The 18,030-nt window shown below is 70.0% G+C and carries 17 protein-coding genes; 6 read left to right on the top strand and 11 right to left on the bottom strand.

What is annotated here, in order from left to right; translation table 11 throughout:
- Positions 1-23: 23 nt before the first annotated feature.
- Genes ACFOY2_RS44455 through ACFOY2_RS44445 form a run of 3 tightly spaced genes read right to left on the bottom strand, consistent with a single transcriptional unit; the run spans position 24 to position 1,666 of the window.
- Entirely contained in the window at positions 24-479 is a 456-nt protein-coding gene (locus ACFOY2_RS44455; RefSeq protein ID WP_379534191.1) for a hypothetical protein, read from the bottom strand.
- Complete coding sequence (locus ACFOY2_RS44450; RefSeq protein ID WP_379534190.1) at positions 463-1,227, bottom strand: PAS domain S-box protein; 765 nt, start codon at positions 1,225-1,227, stop codon at positions 463-465. The genes ACFOY2_RS44455 and ACFOY2_RS44450 overlap by 17 nt, the downstream gene beginning before the upstream one ends.
- 10 nt (positions 1,228-1,237) lie before the next feature.
- Entirely contained in the window at positions 1,238-1,666 is a 429-nt protein-coding gene (locus tag ACFOY2_RS44445) for a hypothetical protein (protein WP_379534189.1), read from the bottom strand.
- Between the two features lie 39 nt (positions 1,667-1,705).
- Here ACFOY2_RS44445 and ACFOY2_RS44440 point away from each other — a divergent pair, with 39 nt between their 5' ends.
- Positions 1,706-1,921: a hypothetical protein gene (locus ACFOY2_RS44440; RefSeq protein ID WP_379534188.1), complete on the top strand. Its 216-nt coding sequence runs from the start codon at positions 1,706-1,708 to the stop codon at positions 1,919-1,921.
- Here the strand turns inward: ACFOY2_RS44440 and ACFOY2_RS44435 are convergent.
- On the bottom strand, positions 1,914-4,145 hold the full coding sequence (locus tag ACFOY2_RS44435) for an alpha/beta fold hydrolase (RefSeq protein ID WP_379534187.1): 2,232 nt from the start codon (positions 4,143-4,145) through the stop codon (positions 1,914-1,916). The genes ACFOY2_RS44440 and ACFOY2_RS44435 overlap by 8 nt on opposite strands.
- A complete protein-coding gene (locus ACFOY2_RS44430; protein WP_379534186.1) occupies positions 4,142-5,059 on the bottom strand; it encodes an ATP-binding cassette domain-containing protein in 918 nt (305 codons plus the stop codon). The genes ACFOY2_RS44435 and ACFOY2_RS44430 overlap by 4 nt, the downstream gene beginning before the upstream one ends.
- 131 nt (positions 5,060-5,190) lie before the next feature.
- On the opposite strand from ACFOY2_RS44430, the gene ACFOY2_RS44425 reads away from it, so the two are divergent.
- Positions 5,191-6,321, top strand: a complete 1,131-nt coding sequence (locus ACFOY2_RS44425) for a sensor histidine kinase (RefSeq protein WP_379534185.1) — start codon at positions 5,191-5,193, stop codon at positions 6,319-6,321.
- Positions 6,306-6,956, top strand: coding sequence for a LuxR C-terminal-related transcriptional regulator (locus tag ACFOY2_RS44420; RefSeq protein ID WP_379534184.1), 651 nt, complete (start codon positions 6,306-6,308; stop codon positions 6,954-6,956). The genes ACFOY2_RS44425 and ACFOY2_RS44420 overlap by 16 nt, the downstream gene beginning before the upstream one ends.
- 60 nt (positions 6,957-7,016) lie before the next feature.
- On the opposite strand, the gene ACFOY2_RS44415 is transcribed toward ACFOY2_RS44420, so the two are convergent.
- The 5 genes from ACFOY2_RS44415 to ACFOY2_RS44395 all read right to left on the bottom strand — a co-directional run bounded on the left by ACFOY2_RS44415 (position 7,017) and on the right by ACFOY2_RS44395 (position 13,451).
- Positions 7,017-8,513: a hypothetical protein gene (locus ACFOY2_RS44415; protein WP_379534183.1), complete on the bottom strand. Its 1,497-nt coding sequence runs from the start codon at positions 8,511-8,513 to the stop codon at positions 7,017-7,019.
- Between the two features lie 78 nt (positions 8,514-8,591).
- Positions 8,592-9,815 (bottom strand): vWA domain-containing protein, encoded by a 1,224-nt coding sequence (locus ACFOY2_RS44410; protein ID WP_379534182.1) that lies wholly within the window; start codon positions 9,813-9,815, stop codon positions 8,592-8,594.
- The gene (locus ACFOY2_RS44405) at positions 9,812-11,056 is read right to left on the bottom strand and encodes an AAA family ATPase (RefSeq protein ID WP_379534181.1); all 1,245 of its coding nucleotides are present in this window, start codon (positions 11,054-11,056) and stop codon (positions 9,812-9,814) included. The genes ACFOY2_RS44410 and ACFOY2_RS44405 overlap by 4 nt, the downstream gene beginning before the upstream one ends.
- Before the next feature lie 45 nt (positions 11,057-11,101).
- The gene (locus ACFOY2_RS44400) at positions 11,102-12,409 is read right to left on the bottom strand and encodes a hypothetical protein (protein ID WP_379534180.1); all 1,308 of its coding nucleotides are present in this window, start codon (positions 12,407-12,409) and stop codon (positions 11,102-11,104) included.
- 58 nt (positions 12,410-12,467) lie between these two features.
- Positions 12,468-13,451: a helix-turn-helix transcriptional regulator gene (locus ACFOY2_RS44395; RefSeq protein WP_379534179.1), complete on the bottom strand. Its 984-nt coding sequence runs from the start codon at positions 13,449-13,451 to the stop codon at positions 12,468-12,470.
- Between the two features lie 90 nt (positions 13,452-13,541).
- Between ACFOY2_RS44395 and ACFOY2_RS44390 the strand changes: the two genes are divergently transcribed.
- A complete protein-coding gene (locus ACFOY2_RS44390) occupies positions 13,542-14,078 on the top strand; it encodes a DinB family protein (protein WP_379534178.1) in 537 nt (178 codons plus the stop codon).
- A gap of 5 nt (positions 14,079-14,083) precedes the next feature.
- Here ACFOY2_RS44390 and ACFOY2_RS44385 read toward each other — a convergent pair whose 3' ends face one another.
- Entirely contained in the window at positions 14,084-15,625 is a 1,542-nt protein-coding gene (locus ACFOY2_RS44385; protein WP_379534177.1) for an MDR family MFS transporter, read from the bottom strand.
- Positions 15,626-15,948: 323 nt separating this feature from the next.
- Between ACFOY2_RS44385 and ACFOY2_RS44380 the strand changes: the two genes are divergently transcribed.
- Both ACFOY2_RS44380 and ACFOY2_RS44375 read left to right on the top strand, forming a co-directional pair.
- Positions 15,949-17,040 carry a hypothetical protein gene (locus ACFOY2_RS44380; RefSeq protein ID WP_379534176.1) on the top strand — a complete coding sequence of 364 codons (1,092 nt, stop codon included), beginning with the start codon at positions 15,949-15,951 and terminating at the stop codon, positions 17,038-17,040.
- 69 nt (positions 17,041-17,109) lie between these two features.
- Positions 17,110-17,937, top strand: a complete 828-nt coding sequence (locus tag ACFOY2_RS44375) for a hypothetical protein (RefSeq protein ID WP_379534175.1) — start codon at positions 17,110-17,112, stop codon at positions 17,935-17,937.
- Positions 17,938-18,030: the final 93 nt, after the last annotated feature.

Below are 18,030 nucleotides of genomic sequence, written 5' to 3'. Positions count from 1 at the left end.
ACACTCACTGGCGTCGGTGGGATCTACTCCGATTGCCAGGGCTGGATCATGTAGGGGCCCGTCATGTCGGAGGCCGGCACGGGTGCCAGGCCCGCCGTGACGAGCTGGTCGCGCAGCCTGGTGACCGTGCGTTCCAGCGCCCGGATCTGCGCCTGGAGCCGGCGGATCTGGTCGCGCATCGCGCTCGCGGTGCTCTGCTCGCTGGCCAGGTCGATGCCCACCTGGGTGGCCTGGCTCTGCACCCGGGCGAGCTGCTTCTCCATCTGGCTCAGGGCGTCCTCGTAGATCGTCTTGGCGCGGACGAACGCCTCGGCGTCGACTTTGGAGCGGTCCAGTTCGGCCTGGCGTTCGGCCTGGAGCAGTGCGGTCTGCTGGGTCTTCTTGTTGGCGTCGGTGGCGGAGCGGAAGGCGAGGTATGCCACGCCGAGCGGGACCGCACCGATCGCGACCTGGAGGAGGACCTCATTCGGCGCCGACACGACGACCTCCGATCGCCCGGATCACGCCGGTGTAGGTGACGCCCTCGTCGCTGTGCCAGGCGTTGACGGTCAGCGCGATGGCGAACTCGCTGCCGTCGCGCCGCAGGCCGACCAGCGGCATGAGGCGCCCGGACAACTCGGATCGACCGCTCTCTCGCACCCGGCGGAGCCCGGCGTTGTGCTCGGCGCGGAAGCGGTCCGGCATCAGGAACGTCAGCGGTCGTCCGACCGCCTCGTCGGTGCTCCAGCCGAACAGGTTGGCGGCCTGCGGGTTCCAGGACTGGATGGTCCCAGAGGCGTCGGCGACGATGACGGCCGCGACGCCCTTCTTCGGCAGCCTGTCGAGGACGATGGCCTCCGGCCAGGTGGCGATCACCGCGATCCAGCCGCCGAACGCCAGCCAGACGGCCCCGCCGACCCAGCCGCGCGGGTTGTCGCCGGTGATGCTGGAGACGAGGTAGATCAGGCCGTACAGGATGAGCAGCGCGGTGGCGGCGGCGAAGGCGATGCGGTCGGAGCGCATGAACGTCTGCACCAGGCACAACAGGCCGAGAGTCAGCCAGGCCAGGGCCCAGACATCCAGGGGGGCGACGCGGGCCAGGATGGCGTACGAGGGCGCGGCGCGCTGGGTGGCCGGCGCGAACGCCAGGGAAGCGGCGATCACCAGGCTCAACAGGCCCACGAACGCCAGCGAGGCACCACGCCGGCCCACACGGCGCAGAGCGCGAGTGACGAATGCGCTACCCACGGTGGTTAGGCTAATGCATGCAGTTAGCAGTTAGACAAACGTTTGCGGGTGCTTTCCCGGCGCGCTTCGAAGTACGTACGAACCCGCCCCGTGCCCGTCCGCCATCGGCCGCTATCGCCCAGTCGAACGTCATGCACCTCGCGTCCACGACGAGCACGGCCGCCCCTCCGGCCCGCTCGACGGACGCGTTCCAGGCGAGGGCCGCGTCGAGCTCGTCCGGGTGGCTGACCCCCTCGACCAGGAGCTCGAACCTGCCCGGTCCGTTGATCATCGAGGCGGTCAGCCCGGAGACGAACTCCCACCCGACGCACGTCGCCGGCCGGCTGCCGAAAAGGCGGAACCGGGGGAGCTGGACGATCGGCTCGGCCGAGTAGAGCACCAGGGTGGCGATGGCGCCGTGGAGGTGGCGGGCATGTTCGCGGGGGATGTGGGAGGGCACGGCGTGAGTATGTCATAGGCCACTCGTTAGAGTAGTCGTATGACGACACTCGGTGACGACGTTGAAGCGCTCCGGACCACGTATCCCGGCTGGTCGATCTTCTGCAGCGACGAGGGCGTGTTCTACGCGACCAGGCGCGGCGTCCGGCTGCGCGAGGCGGACATCCACAGAGGGCTCCATCAGACGGTGTGCACCTACGACCTCGCCATGCTCGCGCAACTGCTCCAACGTCAAGACCGGCTGATCGTCAGGTGACGGCCCTGGGGCACACGGTGCCCGGCGCGGGCAGGCGCAGGCTGATCAGGTAGCGGTTGACGTGGGCGATGATGCAGGGGACGCCGCTGTTGTAAAGGGCGTGGCCGTTCCACTGGTACTGGACCGCGACCGAACCGGGCACCAGCCGTGCGATGGCCTCGGGGTCTTCCGTCCAGGAGCCGACGCTCAGGTAGGGCGGCAACTCCTTGGCAGGCAGCGGCGCGGGCGGATTGGTGGCGGGGGCCGGCCAGCCGACGCAGGCGAGCGGGTGCCAGAGCTCTGTCCAGGCGAGGTTCGGCAGTAGCCGCTCGCCCTCGCTGCGCTTCTTCCGGTACTCCTCGTAGTCGCGGAATCCCAGGCCGTCGAGGCAATGGGTCATGTTCATGCTGACGAACGAGGGGACTTTCGGGCTTTTCTTGGCCTGCCGGACGTAGCCGGCGAACCCTGAGGCGTCACCGTCGGCGGCCCGCTTGATCGCCTCGGCGAGCTGCGTCCACCGGGGGAACTCGGGTTCAGGCCCCGGTGAGATGACGCTGGGAGCGGCTGCCTCCTTGATGTCGAACCCACTGTAGGCGGCCTCCGGCGATTCGCCCTTGACCGGCACCGGAACGCGGTCGGCCCGCGCTATCAGCGCCTGCCAGACCTCGCCGACGTTCTGGCCGTGCAGCGCGCAGGTGGTGGTCGCCGCGCACCAGGCGGCGAAGCGGGTGAAGGACTTCTCATGGAGGAGCCAGATTTGCGCGCGGTCCTGGTACGGGTTGGCCGCACCGTCGAACACCATCGCGCGCACCCGGCCGGGGAACAGCCGGGAGTAGGCGAACCCGGGCTCGCCACCGTAGGAGTTGGCGATGAAGCTCAGCTTCTCCTCCCCCAGCGCGACGCGGATCGCCTCCATGTCGCGCGCCACGGAGGCCGAATCCATGTGGTCGAAGAACTCGGGGTCGGCGGCGCGGCATTTCTCCGCCGCCGCCCGGTTGCGCCTGCCCAGCTCGGCGTACTCGTCGCGGGTGTCGGGCAAGGTGATCCACGGGCCGGAGATCAGGCAGTCGTACGGCAGCACACCCTTGTCGATGGTGTTGCGGGGCTCGACGCTGACCACATCGAAACGATTGCGCAACTCGGCGAAGCTGCCCGCGTTCTCGCTCAGAGCCGCCACGCCGGAGGCGCCCGGCCCGCCGGGGATGTAGAACACCGTGCCCATCCGGCGTTGGGCACCGGTGGCCGGGAGCATGCCGACAGTCAGGTCGATCTTCCGGCCGGACGGCTTGGCCCAGTCAACGGGCACCTTGATCGAGGCGCAGCGCATCTCCTTGATGAGGTTCTTGTCCGCGCAGTCCGCCCAAGCCAGCGTCGACGGGCTGGGAGCCGGAGAAGCGGCGGCGGGCACCGACGGCACCAGCACGGCGACGGCCACCCCCACGGCCAGCGCTTTGACCCTGCGCCCCCTCAGCGCGATCACCGTCGCGCCCGCCGTCAACGCGGCGACCACGTAGGCGACCAGCAGCCCGGCCGCCACGGCAGGCGGCAGGATCCCGCCACTGACCCCCGCGATCTGGAGCGGAAGATTCTCGATCATGAAGGAGCCGACCTGCGCGCGCAGCGGCATCGGCAACGTCTTGGCCACCACGGGCAGCACCACGATGATCACGGTCAGCACGACGAGGGCGCCGGGGGTGGAGCGGACGGCGGCCCCGACGCCGAGCCCGATCAGCGCGACCGCGGCCATCGACAACCCGGCCACGACCACGGAGGCCAGCACGCCCGGCTCCGACAGCGACGTGCCCATCGTCTGCCCGTCGCGCAGCAACTGATCGGCCCGGTCGCCGAGCATCACCATGGAGGCGGCGTGCATGCAGAACGCCAGAACCTGGCCCGCCACCAGCGCGACCGCGGTCAGCCCCGGCACCTTGGCCAGCAGCAGCACCCGCCTTCGCGGCACGGCCACCAGGCTCGTCTGGATCATCCCCGTGCCGTGCTCGGAGGTGATCGCCAGGGCTCCCAGCAGGGCGAACACGAAGTAGGCGACCGCGATCCCGTTGCCCAGGCCGTCCCCATTACTCGGAAAGCTCATCCGCTGGTCGAGCGTCTGGCTGTCGAACCCGCGGCCGATCATGAACGCGATCCCGGCACAGGCCAGAACGGCCGCCACCGAGCAGGCCAGCAGGTAGAGGTTCGAGCGCAGCGAGCGGAGCTTCATCCACTCGGAGGCGATCACGTCGATCATCGGCCGGCCTCCTGGAGGGAAGATCGGTACTCGGTGCTGTCCTCGGTGAGCCGCATGAACGCCTCCTCCAGGGACGCGGCCCGCGGAGCCAGTTCCGCGAGCGCGATCCGCCCGTCGAGCGCCACCACCCCGATCTCGGCCGCGTCGAAGCCCCGCACCGACAGGGCGCCGTCGTCCTCGCAGACCACCGTCGCCCCATGCGCGCGCAGCATGCCGGCCAGGCGCTCCGGGTCGGGCGTGCGCACCAGCACGTCGCGCTGGAAGTTTCCGGCCAGTTCCTCCATGGCGGTGTCGGCGATCAGCCGCCCCCGCCCGATGACGATGACGTGGTCGGCGGTGAGCGCGAGCTCGTTCATCAGGTGGCTGGACAGCAGCACGGTGCGGCCCTCGGCGGCCAGCGACCGCAGCAGGTCGCGCAGCCAGCGGATGCCCTCGGGGTCGAGCCCGTTCAGCGGCTCGTCCAGCATCAGCACCCCCGGGTCGCCGAGGAGCGCCACGCCGATGCCCAGCCGCTGCCGCATGCCGAGGGAGAAGCCGCCGATCCGCTTGCCGGCGACGTCGCTCAGGCCGACCTGGTCGAGGACGTCGGCCACGCGGGCGCGGCCGATGCGGTTGCTGCGGGCCAGACAGGCCAGGTGCGCATGCGCGCTGCGGCCCCCGTGCACCGCCCCGGCGTCGAGCAGCGCCCCCATCGACCGCATCGGCTTCAGGATGGACGCGTACGGGCGGCCGTTCACCAGCGCCTTGCCCGCGTTCGGCACCTCCAGGCCGAGGACGGCACGCATGGTGGTGGACTTGCCCGCGCCGTTCGGACCGAGGAAGCCGGTCACCAGCCCGGGTTTCACGGTGAACGACAGGTCGTCGACGGCGATCTTGCCGCCGTATCTCATCGTCAGCTCTTGCACTTCGATCACGGTCGCCAGCCTCGCGGCCGGGCGCGCTGATCTCGATGGTGGTGCGCCTACCATGCAGGACGCACTTTCCCACCATCGTTGGTGGGGCTAGGACTACCGTCCGCGCGCCGCCCGTCCGGCAAACTGCTGACGTGACCTGGACACGCAGAGCGTCCGACGTGATCAGCGGGCTGCTGCTGAACCTCGCCACAGGCATGGCCGCGCTCGCGCTGGTCGCCATGCTGCTCGTGAGCCTCGCGCTGATCCCGGTGGCGGGCATCGGCCTGCCGCTGCTGGACCGCCTGCGCATGCTCGTCCGGTCACTGGCCCGGATCCAGCGGGCCTGGGTGAGCGTGGCGCTCGATTCCGACAGCCCATGGCGGGCCGCCGGCTCCGACAAGCGGGATCTGGCCTGGCTTGCCGTGCACGCCTGCACCTGGCCCTTCCCCCCGCTCGTCATCTGGGGGCTGCTGGTCGCCTTCGATTACATCTTCACCCGGGTGAGCGTGGTCCAGCCGACCAGGGTGACCGCGTTCGCCCTGAGCGTCTCCGTCGCCGCCATCGCGACGGTCACCCTGGCGGCCCTGCCCCTGCTCAGAACGGGGCAGGCGCGGCTGTCCGCGCTGTTGCTCCGCCCCGCCACGAGCCCGGCCGCGCGCATCAGGCAGCTCACCAAGTCACGGGCCGAGGTGGTCGACGCGCAGGCGGCGGAGCTGCGCAGGATCGAACGCGACCTGCACGACGGCGCGCAGGCCAAACTGGTCGCGATCCGGATGAACCTGGGCCTGGCCCGCAACATCCGCGACCCCGCCCAGGTCCAGATGATGATCGACGAGGCCCACGAGGTCGCCGGCGAGGCCCTGACCGACCTGCGCGACCTGGTACGCGGCATCCACCCTCCGGTTCTGGCCGACCGCGGCCTGGCCGGCGCGGTCCAGGCCGCCGCACTGCTGTGCCCGGTGCCCGTCGAGGTCCAGATCGACCTGCCGGGCCGCCTGGAGGCCCCGGTCGAGTCCGCGGTCTACTTCGCCGCCGCGGAGGCGCTGACCAACGTGGCCAAGCACAGTGGCGCGTCCCGCGTGTGGCTGCGCGTCTCCCATGCGGCCGGCCTGCTTCGCGTGGCGGTCCGCGACGACGGCCGCGGCGGCGCTGACATAGCCGCCGGCACCGGCCTGCGGGGCATCGACAGACGCCTGTCGGCCTTCGACGGACGCCTCATCCTCAACAGCCCCGCCGGAGGCCCGACCCAACTCATCATGGAGCTCCCGTGCGCGTTGTCATAGCCGAAGACCTCGCCCTCCTCCGCGACGGCCTGATCCGCCTGCTGTCGGCGAACGGCTTCGAGGTGGCCGAGGCCGTCGACAACGGCCCGATGCTGCTGAACGCGCTCACCCGCTGCCGCCCCGACGTGGCCGTGGTCGACGTGCGCCTGCCGCCCGGCTACACCGACGAGGGGCTCCGCGCCGCGCTGGAGGCCCGCCGCCAGGTGCCCGGCCTGCCGGTGCTGATCCTGTCCCAGTACGTGGAGCAGCTCTACGCCCGCGAGCTGCTCTCCAGCCGGTCCGGCGGGGTGGGCTACCTGCTCAAGGACAGGGTCGGCGACGTCGACAGGTTCGTCGACGCGGTCCGCCAGGTCGCCGCGGGCGGCACCGTGATGGACCCCGAGGTGATCTCGCAGTTGCTGACCCGCCGCGGCCGAGACGAACCCTTGGCCGAGCTGACCCCGAGAGAGCGCGAGGTGCTGGCGTTGATGGCGGAGGGCCTGTCCAACGGCGCGATCGCCGCCCGTTTCCGGGTCACGGACAAAGGGGTCGCCAAGCACACCAACAACATCTTCGCCAAGCTCGGCCTGCCGCCGTCCGACGATCACAACCGGCGGGTGATGGCGGTGCTCACCTACCTGCAGGCCATCAAGTGACGTCGAGACGTGCGTGGGCTGAGGAACGCGGAGCCGGTGGCTCACGGGCCGAACTCGACCTCAGGTGAGCTGGTCCACCACTGAGCGGATCGCCTTCTGCAGGCCGGAGTCATGGGGGACCTCCTGCACGAAGTACCACCAGAAAGCGCCGCCGAGGCTGCGTGGATAGCCGAGGGAGGCCGCGTAGTAGTGGGCGGCGACGGCGCGTCGTCCGACGTCCGCGTCGCTCTGGTCGAAGGCCCAGTACGCCTTGGTGGTGTCATCGCTCCAGTAGTCCAGCTCGCCGATGGCGACCTTCTGGCTCGGGAACTCCGTCTGCAGCGCCTGCATGACCTGGTCGAAGGCGAGGCCCATGGGCGCGTCCTCCACGTACGTGGACAGCGTGACCACGTCGATGTTCTGCCTGGTCGAGGCGGGCAGGTTGGCGCGTGCCCAGTTGAAGGTGGACCACTGGGCCGCGTCGGTGCCGAGCTGCCAGTAGAGCGTGACGACCACCTGGGCACCCTTGGAACGCACATAGGCGGCCGCGTCGGCGATCTTGTTCTTTATCCGGTCATTGGCCGGGACGAGCCTGCCGTCGCAGTCGCCCTCGCCGTCGGTGTAGCCGTCGACCCAGCAGCCGTTGACCTCGTTGCCCACCTCCCATGCCTCGATGTCGGGGTAGGCGTCGACGTAGGACTTGACCCTGGCCAGATACTGCGCCCGCGTGTAGCCGTTGGCGAACGTCGAGTCGAGCGGCTGGCCGAGCACGCGCAGGCCGGCGGCGCGCGCCGCCTTCACGGCACTGCGGTAGTGCTCGACGTCGCCCTTGTCCGCGCTCGGGTCGAACACGATCCTGACCCAGCCGTGCGGCTGCGTGAGCGTCTTGGCCAGCGAGGGCCAGCTCTGGTACGTCGAGAGGTCGTCGACCGTGAGGCCGATCCACGGCTGGGTGGCGTGGGCCTTGGCGTAGGCCGGGCCGTACTCGCTGAGCAGCAGGTCGTTGGCCGTGTTGACCGCGTTCAGCGCGCGCTGGCCGTACCTGCCGCGATCGGCGTCGGTCGTCGCGGCGTCGGCCGCGTTCAGGTTGGTGACGGCGTCGGCGAGGGCGCTGGTGAACGCCGTCGAACGGACGTAGTCGGGCCGTGCGGCCAGCGCCCCGTCGAGCCGCCGTTTGGCGTCCTTGGCCGCCTGCTGGTTGAACACCACGGTATTGCCGGCGGTGAACCCGCCGCCGCCGTTGTCGACGATGACCGTCGAGAAGCCGCGGCTGGTCGGCCAGTTCACCGCGAGGGCCACGGCCTTGTCGGGGATGTCGAACCGCAACCGGGCGGGCGAGCCGCTCGAGTAGAGCGGGTACTCCTCGACGTCCTGCAACGTGACCGGGTCGAGCAGGGCGTCGCTGTCGGAACCGCCGCTGCCGTACATCGTCTTTCTGGCCTGGGTGGCGTTGAGTTCGGTGCCGTTGCCCGCGCTGTCGTAGAACTTCAGGACCACGGTGCCGCTCGCGGCCTGCGCGGCCGGGGCGCTTCCCAGGCCGGCGGCGAGAACGGTGAGAGCGAGTAAGACGCGTTTCATGCGATCATCTCCAATCGATCGCACGGAACATTATAGTTATACGATCTTGCTCGTCCCCCTTTCCGTGACATTGGCGCGCTAGCCGATGTCGACCACCCGCGCCCAATCGGGCGGCGCGTCCGGCACATAGTCGGGATCGTTCTCGTCCCACGACCGGGCCGCCCTGTCCCGCGTGAACCGCCCGACCACCGTCCTGCACGCCGGTCGTGCGTCCGGCCAGGGGGTCTGCCCGTCGGTCAGGATCACGATGACGTCCGGCCTCGGTCTTGTCCGCAGCGCCTTGGCGACTCCCGCGCGCAGGTCCGTCCCGCCGCCGCCCATCAGCGTGATGCCCTCGGCGGCGCACAGCGGTTGCACGACCCGGGCCGCCGCGTCGCACGACAGCACGCTGACCAGGTCGCGCCGGCCGCCCACGGCGCGGACGATCGCGGCCACCTCGACCAGCGCGCTCCCCAGTTCGGCGTCGCTGACCGACCCGGAGGTGTCGATGACCACGCAGACCCGAGGCGGCTTGCGCCGCAGGCTCGGCAGGATGACGCCGGGCAGACCCGCGGAGCGCCGCGACGGCCGGCCGTAGGTGTAGTCCTCACCCACACCCGGCCCGGACACCGCAGAGCGGACGGCCGCGCCGAGCAGTTCCCGCCACGGCTGCGGCGGATGGAAAGCCTCCTCCGCCCACCGCCGCCACCCCTTCGGGACGTCCCCCGGACGGCCGGTGATGCCCTGCGCGACCCGGAACCGGACCGCGTCCCGTTCCTGGTCGCTGAGCCCGTTCGCGCCCTCCGGCCCGAGATCCCACTCCCGCTCCAGCCCGTCGGCGCCGCTGCCGCAGTCCAGCCAGACCAGCCCCTGGGTGTGGGGACCGAGCCGGAACTGGCGCAGATAGTCCTCCATGAGCTCCCCATTGGGCAGCCCCAGCGTCTCCGGTCGGACGGCGTCCTTGGGCCGGGTGAGCCCGTCCCCGTACACGTCGTCGTTGATCTCGCAGTCGGCGGCGATGTTCATCCGCAACCGTTCCCCAGGCCCGGTCAGCCCCCGTTCCGAGGCGACCCGGTCGCTCCTGCCGTGATGGTCGCGCAGCAGGTGGGAGACTTCGTGCACCCACACCCCTGCCAGCTCCTCCACGGAGGTTTGCGCGACGAACGCCGGTGAGACGTAGCACCGCCAGTGCCGGTCCACGGCCATCGTGGGCACGAGCCGCGACTCCACCGGGTGCAGCGCGAACAGCGCCGTCGCCAGGTAGGGCCGGGCCCGTGCGGCGTGCAGCCGGGCCGCGAAGAGCTTGTCGAAGTCCAGCGTCATCGGCCCGTCCCCGCGACGGCCGCGACCCGCGCCGCGGCCTCGTCCGCCTGCCTGCTCAAGGAGACCGCCCCTGCGAGCTGCTCGATCGGGGCGGGGACGTCCCAATCGGCGCGGCGCAGCGCGGCGAGCGTGGACGCGGGCACGACCACCAGGTCCGGGGCTCCGGTCTCCAGCGCCCGCGCCAGCAGCGCCCACGCCGCGTCCCAGCGGGACTTCTCCGGCCGTTTCCTGACCGCCGCGACCACGCCGTCGAGGACGGCCTGGCGCAGGTCGCCCCGCTCGGGCAGGTCGGCCGCCGCCGGGTCGGCCAGCAGCGTCTCGGGGTCGGGGAGGTCCATCCGGTCCATGAAGGCCAGCAGTTCCAGCCCGGGACCGTCCCCTACCGTGCCCCGGACCAGCATGGACAGCACGTCCTTGGAGGTGTTCGCCGCGGTGGCGAAGGCGATCAACCGCAGTGCCATCTCCCAGCTGCGGGGTGAGGGCCACGGGCCGCCCCGGTGGGCTTCGTTGTTCGGCAGCCGGTGCACGAGGGTCGGGCGGGCGGCGAGGAGCCCGCACACCGCACGCCGGGCGAACGTCACGGCCTTCGGCAGCCGCTCCGGGTCGAGCCATGGCAGCGACGCCCTCGGCCAGGTCCCGCCGAGGCCGCGTACGACGACCTCGTGGTCATGCCTCCACTGCAGGTGAACGAACCGGTTCGCCAGGGGCGGGCTCAGCTCCCAGCCGTCGGCCGCGGAGGAGCGCGGATTGGCGGCCGCCACGATCCGGACACCGTCCGGCAGCCGCAGGGCGCCGACCCGCCGCTCCAGTACGAGGCGGAGCAGAGCGGCCTGGACGGCCGGCGGCGCCGTGGACAGCTCGTCCAGGAAGAGCAGCCCCCGTCCGGCGTCGGCCAGGCGCACGGCCCAGTCCGGCGGAGCCATCGGCACCCCCTGGACGGCGGGGTCGTCGCCGACCACGGGCAGGCCGGAGAAGTCGGACGGTTCGTGCACGCTGGCGATCACCGTGGTCAGCGGCAGGTCGAGCGCCACGGCGAGCTGCTGCAGCGCCGCGGTCTTGCCGATCCCCGGCTCTCCCCACAGCAGCACCGGCAGGTCGGCGGACACGGCCAGGGTCAGGGCGTCCAACTGCGGGTCGACGTGGGGCTCCGTGGTGGTGTCGCGGAGCATGGACAGCAGGTCGGCGGCGACGTCCAGCCTGGAGGCGTGAGCAGGGCCGGAGATGACAGAAGATTCGGGCATGCTGGATCACCTTTGAGGTCTCGTCGGGCAGGAAGACGCGTGGTTTCAGCGGTATGTCGCGTGGCGTGGGCGTGCCCGGCCGTCGCGGGAGCGGCGGTCTGGCCGGGCGGCCGGGCCCTGTCCGAGCCCGTCCAGGCCGGCTCGGAACAGCCCGTGGTCGATGCGCCGCTGCGCCGCCGTCTCCAGCTCCTCCCGCAGCGCGCCCCTGGGCAGTGGCGCGTCAGGACCGAGGAGGTCTTCGACGGCGGCCAGAGCGCCGGCGGTGTCGCCGTGGTCCAGGCGCGTGCGGACGTCGATGAGGTCCTCCGGGGCGCGGTGGGTCTCGTCGATCACCCGCAGGCAGGGCAGCGGGGTTCCGGTCAGCGCGGCCAGCAGGCTCTCGCGGCGGATCTCGGCCGGGTCGTGGTCCAGCGGAACCAGCACCCCGTGCACGACGGCGATCCGGTGCCGGGCACCACGGCACTCGACCAGGCGCGTGCCGGCTTCCCGTTCAGGGCTTCGCGGCGTGTCGTCCGGCGAATGGCCGGGGACGAGCACCGGCGCGACGAGCGGGTGCAGCCGGTCGGCCTCGATCAGCCCGGCGCGAAGCAACGCCAGGTCGGGCAGCACCCACGTCGCCGCATCGGGCAAGACCGGCATGACGGGAGCCGTTCTGACCTGGAAGGCGGCACCCTCGTCCAGGTCCAGTACGAGTTGACGCCGCCGCCCGAGCCGTACGGCGACCGCGCCTGCGGCCCGCCCTTCCGCGCGCAGCAGCGTCCACGCTTCGGCCGCCCACCGGTCCACGGCGCAGCCCTGCGGTAGCGGCACGCCCAGGTCCCGTCCGTCGGGCTGCCGGTCCGCTCCTGAACGGACCCGCAGCTCACCGACCCTGCGGACGTCCCACAGGTGGCGGTGCAGATCGAGGCGGAAACGCTGATGAGGACGCGGATGCGGATGGGCTCCGGAGCGGGACCCGTCCCACAGGGCCAGGCTGATCCGCTGACCCGCATCCGCCCAGGCCGGAGGTGTCCTGGCCACGAGGTGCACCTCGTGATAGCGGGCCAGCGAGACGGTCACACCAGGACGGATCAGCCCATCGGGCGCGATCCTCGGCATGTGCCAGCGCAGCAGGTCAGGAGCCAGATGACGGAGATCGTCCCGAAGGCGGGCGGCGAACTCCCGGCCGTGGACACGAGCGGCGTGGCGCGGATTCAGATCGACGTCGACGTGCGCCGCGGCACACGCCCCCGCCCAGTCTCCGGCGGCACGGCGAGCGGTCGCAGATTCGATCATGGAGGACGGCACGGCGAACTCGCGCACGCGCAGCCAGAAGGAAAGACGGGAATCCCCGTTCGCGATCGAGTGGTGCATCAGCACTCACCTATGGCGAACAGGACCCCCAATCTGCTGAAGGAGGTATTCATCGTGATCAGCGTACAAGGTCCCGCGGTGGATCCGTCAAGCCCGCCCGGTTGAACCGGGCTCCCCACTTGCGGACCTGGTCGAGCAATTCGGGCGGGCCGATAATGCGGAAGTCGGCATCGACCACACCCAGCGCCATGGTCGGCCAGTCCAGAGATTCGGCGGTCATGTGCACCCGGCAGTGCTCGGCGTCAACCTCCTCGACCGTGCTCCACCTGCCGATCCGTTCGCGTACGGTCGCGGCAGGGGCGTCGACCAGGACCTCCACCCGATACCAGTGGGGCATGTTGTCCAGGCCGGCGCGGACGAACTCGGCGGCGTCGGCGGCGGGCAGTTCGCGGGGCCTGAACCGGGAGCCGGTGGCCTGCGGCGCGCTGAGCCGGTCGACACGGAAGCTGCGCCAGTCGTGCCGCGTGAGGTCGTAGGCGACCAGGTACCACCGGCGGCCGAGACAGACCAGTCGATGCGGTTCTGTGTCCCGGTCGGTGCGCCGGCCGTCGGCGGCGGTGTAGGAGAAGCGAAGCTGTTCGCTGTCCCGGCAGGCCAGCGCGATCGCGGTGAGCACGCTCGGCTCGATGCCCGCCCAGGCCGAGCCGTCCCAGCCGGGCACGGTCATCGTGCGCAGCGCGTCGATCCGCTGCCGCAGCCGGGTCGGCATCACCTGCACCACCTTGGCCAGCACCCGCACCGAGGACTCGGCGACGCCCTCCACTGCGCTCTGCGCGGCGGCCTGCAGCCCCACGGCCAGGGCGACCGCCTCTTCGTCGTCGATGACCAACGGCGGCAGCGCCGCGCCGGCGGCCAGTTGGTACCCGCCGTCCACGCCCCGTTGCGCTTCGACCGGGTAGCCCAGCTCGCGCAGCCGGTCGATGTCCCTGCGCAGGGTGCGGGCCGAGACACCCAGCCGTTCGGCCAGTTCGGTGCCCGGCCAGTAGCGGTGGGTCTGCAGCAGGGACAGCAGCCGCAGCGTCCGGGTGCTGGTGTTCGCCATGTTTTCCATTGTGCCGGTAATTCAGGCCAGAAAGTGGCCGTTGAGGGTCCTAGCGTGGTCAGCAGATCAGGACGACGAAAGGCAGAGATCATGACCGTCAACGAGCTGCGCAACCACGTCACCAGCGAGCGTGCCGACCTGCTGGCGATGCTGGCCGACAAGCGGCACTTCCTGCGCTTCACCACCCGCGACCTCACCGACGAGCAGGCCCGCCTGCGCACCACCGCCAGCGAGCTGTGCCTGGGCGGCCTGATCAAGCACGTCACCGAGGTCGAGCGGAACTGGGCCGGCTTCATCCTGAACGGCCCGTCCGCGATAGGCGACTTCACCGACATGACCGAGGCCGAATACGCCGAGTGGGCCGACGGGTTCCGGCTGCTGCCCGAAGAGACGCTGGCCGGGGTGCTGGCCGACTACGCCGAGGTGGCCCGCCGTACCGACGAGCTGGTCGTCACCCTGCCCGACCTGGACGCCACCCAGCCGCTGCCGAAGGCCCCATGGTTCCCGGCCGACGAGCGGTGGTCGGCCCGCATGGTGCTGATGCACATCATCGCCGAGACCGCCCAGCACGCCGGCCACGCCGACATCATCCGCGAGTCCATGGACGGCGCCAAAAGCATGGGCTGACCGTTTTATTGGACGGGTTCGTCGAGTTCGCCGACGCCGCTGTCCGCTCGGGCCGGCAGGAGCAGCGCGGTGACGACCACGACCACGGACAGCACCGCGCCGATGATGAAGGCCAGCCGCATTCCGTCGAGGTTGGCGATCTGCTCCGTGACCCCCTCGGCCCTGAGGGCGTCGGCTCGCGCGCTCATCACGGTGACCACGAGCGCGGTGCCGATGGCCGCGGCGACCTGCTGCAACGTGCTCAGGATCGAGCTGGCGTGGGAGTAGAGCGCCGGTGGCACCGCTCCGAGCCCGAGGGTGAACACCGGGGTGAAGGTCGCGGCCAGACTCACCATCAGCAGCGCGTGCAGACCGAGGAGCAGCCAGAACGGCATCGTCATCGTGACCTGGGTGAATCCGGCGAGCGAGAGCATGATCCCGATCGAGCCGGGGACGACCAGAATCCGGCCGCCGAACCGGTCGAACAGGCGGCCGACGGTCGGACCGAGCAACCCCATCGCCAGGCCGCCCGGCATCACGAGGAGCCCGGTCTCCAGGGGGTTGAGCTCGCGGACGTTCTGCAGGTACAGCGGCAGCAGGATCATCGAGCCGAGCATCGCCATGAAGGCCACCGACATCATGATCAACGCGACCGTGTAGGTGCGGTGGCGCAGGGTGCGCAGGTCCATCAGCGGCACGTCGCGCTTCTGCAACGACAACTGGCGGACGACGAAGACGGCGATGGCGACCACACCGGCCGCCACGATCGCGGCGGCGACGCCGACGTCACCGCTCTCGAACCGGCTCAGCCCGTAGACCAGGCCGCCGAAACCCGCGGCCGCGGTCACCACGCTCAACCAGTCGATGGTGCTGAACTGCGGCTCTCCGACGTTCTTGAGCTGCTTCAGCCCACGCCACGTGATCACGGCGGCGATGGGGAGCACCACGGCGAACAGCAGCCGCCAGGACCCGAACTGGAGGATCACTCCAGAAACCGCCGGGCCCATCGCGGGCGCGACCGACATGGCCAGCGTGACGTTGCCCATCACCCGGCCCCGGTCCGCCTTGGGCACCACCTGCATCATCGTGGTCATCAGCAGCGGCATCATCACGGCCGTCCCGGACGCCTGGATGATGCGGGCGGCCAGCAGCACCTCGAACGACGGCGCGACGGCGGCCAACGCCGTGCCGAGCAGGAACAAACTCATCGCGACGGTGTACGCGCGGCGGGTCGACACGCGCTGCAGGAACCACCCGGTGATCGGGATGACCGCGGCCATGGTCAGCATGAAGGCGGTCGAGAGCCACTGCGCGGTCTGCTCGGTGATCTGCAGCGCGACCATCAGCCGGGGGATCGCGTTGATCATGATCGTCTCGTTGAGGATGACCACGAAGGTGGCGAGCACCAGCAGCCGGATCACGGGCGGGGTACGACCCGAGACGGCGGTGGCGGATTCGGCCGTTGAGTCGAGTTGTGGGGCGGACACGGCACCTCGATCGGGGTCGTCGGACGTCACGTCGTCGCGGCTGGCGTCGCAGCCTGGGGTCTTCCAAGAAGTTGCGGTCATGCGAAGACTGACCGGAACCACCGACAGAACTCATCGACCGAGCCAAACATTCCGGCAAATGATGCCAAATGTCACTCGGTTTTCACCGGTGAGCCGGGCTCGGGGACCGCCGCGACGGGCTCGGCGCTGCTCATGAGTCGTCGTCCGCTGCCCGTGGGGCCGACCACGAGCGCATGAGCAGTGCAGCGGCGTCCACGATGACCTCGTCGGACTTGCTCCAGTCTTACCGTCTTGGCCACGCCGCAGGGGCCCGACAACCGGTCGCCGAGGTCCATCTCGTGGAAACCAACCCGAACACGTACATGTCATGATCTTCTGGGCTGATGTCGAACCTGCGAGGGATCGCCTTGGCGGTGGGTGTGGCGTTGGTCGTCGCGCCGGGCCTGTCCGTACTCCTGGCGATGATCGGTCGTCCCGAACCCGCCGGCGTGCTGACCGGCCTGGCGGCGGGGTTCCTCCTTCGAGAGAAACCCTCGATGGCTGCGCTGGCGACCCTGTACGGCAGCGCGTCAGCAGTCATGATCGGCGTACTCTTCGCGGAGGGCCTCCTCGACGAGTCGGACTTCGCCGACGTGATGGCGGGCTGGCCAGGCTGGGTGCTGGGAGCTGTACTCGCCTATCTGGTCGCGGCCCGGGGACTGCCCCAAGGAAAGACCGGCGAAACGAAGCCGGCCGTACTCCCGATAGGTGTCGCCGCGTTGATCGCCGCCGTGCTCTCCTGCGGGCAGATCGTCGCGGGCAAGGCGTTCGGGATGACGGACTGGGTCGACTATCACGCCTACGACGGCCCGGGCTGGTATCGCGATCTCACCAGCGCCACCTGGTACCCCGCGGCTTCGATCGTGCTCGCTTCGCTGATCGCGAGCAGGATGCCCGATGGGAGTGAACGGTTCGTCGTACTGCCGCTCGCCGCATGGTTCGGCTGTGCGGTGACGGCTGGGCCGGTGCAGTACGTCCAGGCGCTGGGCGTGGACGGCAAACCCGCGGTCGTAGCACTCCTTGCCTCGCTCGCCGGCGGCTTTATCGGTGCTGCTGCTGCGGCGGCCGCCCTCCGCCACGGCGGGACAGCGCTCGGACTGGTCCTCTTCATCCTGGAGTACACGGTCGGCCAGGTGGGGGAGGTGAGGACCTTCGATCTGCTGTGGAGTCTGGCCGGTCCCGCGATCCTGATCGCCGTGGTGGCCGCCTGGACGGCGTGGCGGGATGCGAGCCTGGGGTCAGGAGTGGTCGCAGGCGTAGCGGGGCCGCTACTGGCCTGGTCGGTCTACCTGATGATCGGTTCCAGGAACTACGATCACTCAACGCAGAGCTGGCCGTACGGGTTGGCTCTGCTGACCGTGCTCATGGCGCCGATCGTCGCGCTGACGACCGGCGGCCTGGCCCGGCTGGGTCGTGCGATCCGTACGCCCACCTGAAAACGAAGGACCAACCGGAACCCGAAGACGTCTGACGCGGGCACTCGCGTGATCGATACGTTGACTCACATGGGCGACAAAACAAGATCATTGAACCTGACGGATGTAACTACAGCCTTAGACCTGGCGCTCGATGCGCTCAGAGCTGCGGACACCGACACGGCGTATCGCGTGTGCGGCACAAGCGCCGCACTCCTGCAAGGCGTTCAACTCCCTGTTGGGGACATCGACATCTTGCTCACCAGCCGAGAGGACGTGGACACGTTCGCCGCAGCACTCTCATCATTCCCCTGCCTTTACACCGCCGCATGGATCCCCGAATCTTCGCAATACTTCGCCAGGTTCGAGGTGAACGGGGTCGAAGTGGAGCTCAGCACCGTCGAGAGGCAAGCCGATGCGGACACCATGGAATGTGTGGGCAGCGGGCCATGGCAGCATCACGTCCTGATCACCTGCGGCTCTCACCACGTGCCGGTAGTCCGGCTGGAACTCCGGTTGGTTTCGGAACTCCTGCGAGACCGGGCTGACCGATATGACCCGCTCCTCGACCACCTGGGCACGCACGGGTTCGACTCTGACCTGCTGCAACGAGCAATGAACGCCCACCACATCCCTGCCCACCACCAGCGTCCAGTTCAAGACCGCCTCGGCGTCCCTTCCCCACCTCTTGCTCCCGCGGACTCGAACCCCGAACCTTCTGATCCGTTGGGAAGGGCAGGAGCCTCGTTACTGGCTTCCCGCCCTGGTGAAGCAGTGGATACGGATTGCTATCAGGTGATCGTGTATGGCGGTGTTGCTGTACCGCGCTGCTGTGCAGCAGTCTGCTTACTCGCCTCAGCGCTGTTGCCCCCAGTTCACGTCGAGGAAGGGTCGCGCGTCTCAGCCGGCAATTGGTAGAGTCGACCCGAGGCGCGGTATCGGGATTGCTCCCGACCCGTTTCCTCGGGTCGCTCTCCGAACCCGGCGTGCCCATTACTGAGCACCGGGCTC

The sequence above is a fragment of the Nonomuraea purpurea genome, from assembly GCF_042650645.1.
GTDB classification, from domain to species: Bacteria; Actinomycetota; Actinomycetes; order Streptosporangiales; family Streptosporangiaceae; genus Nonomuraea; species Nonomuraea purpurea.
This window is presented reverse-complemented; position numbering and strand designations above follow the sequence as displayed.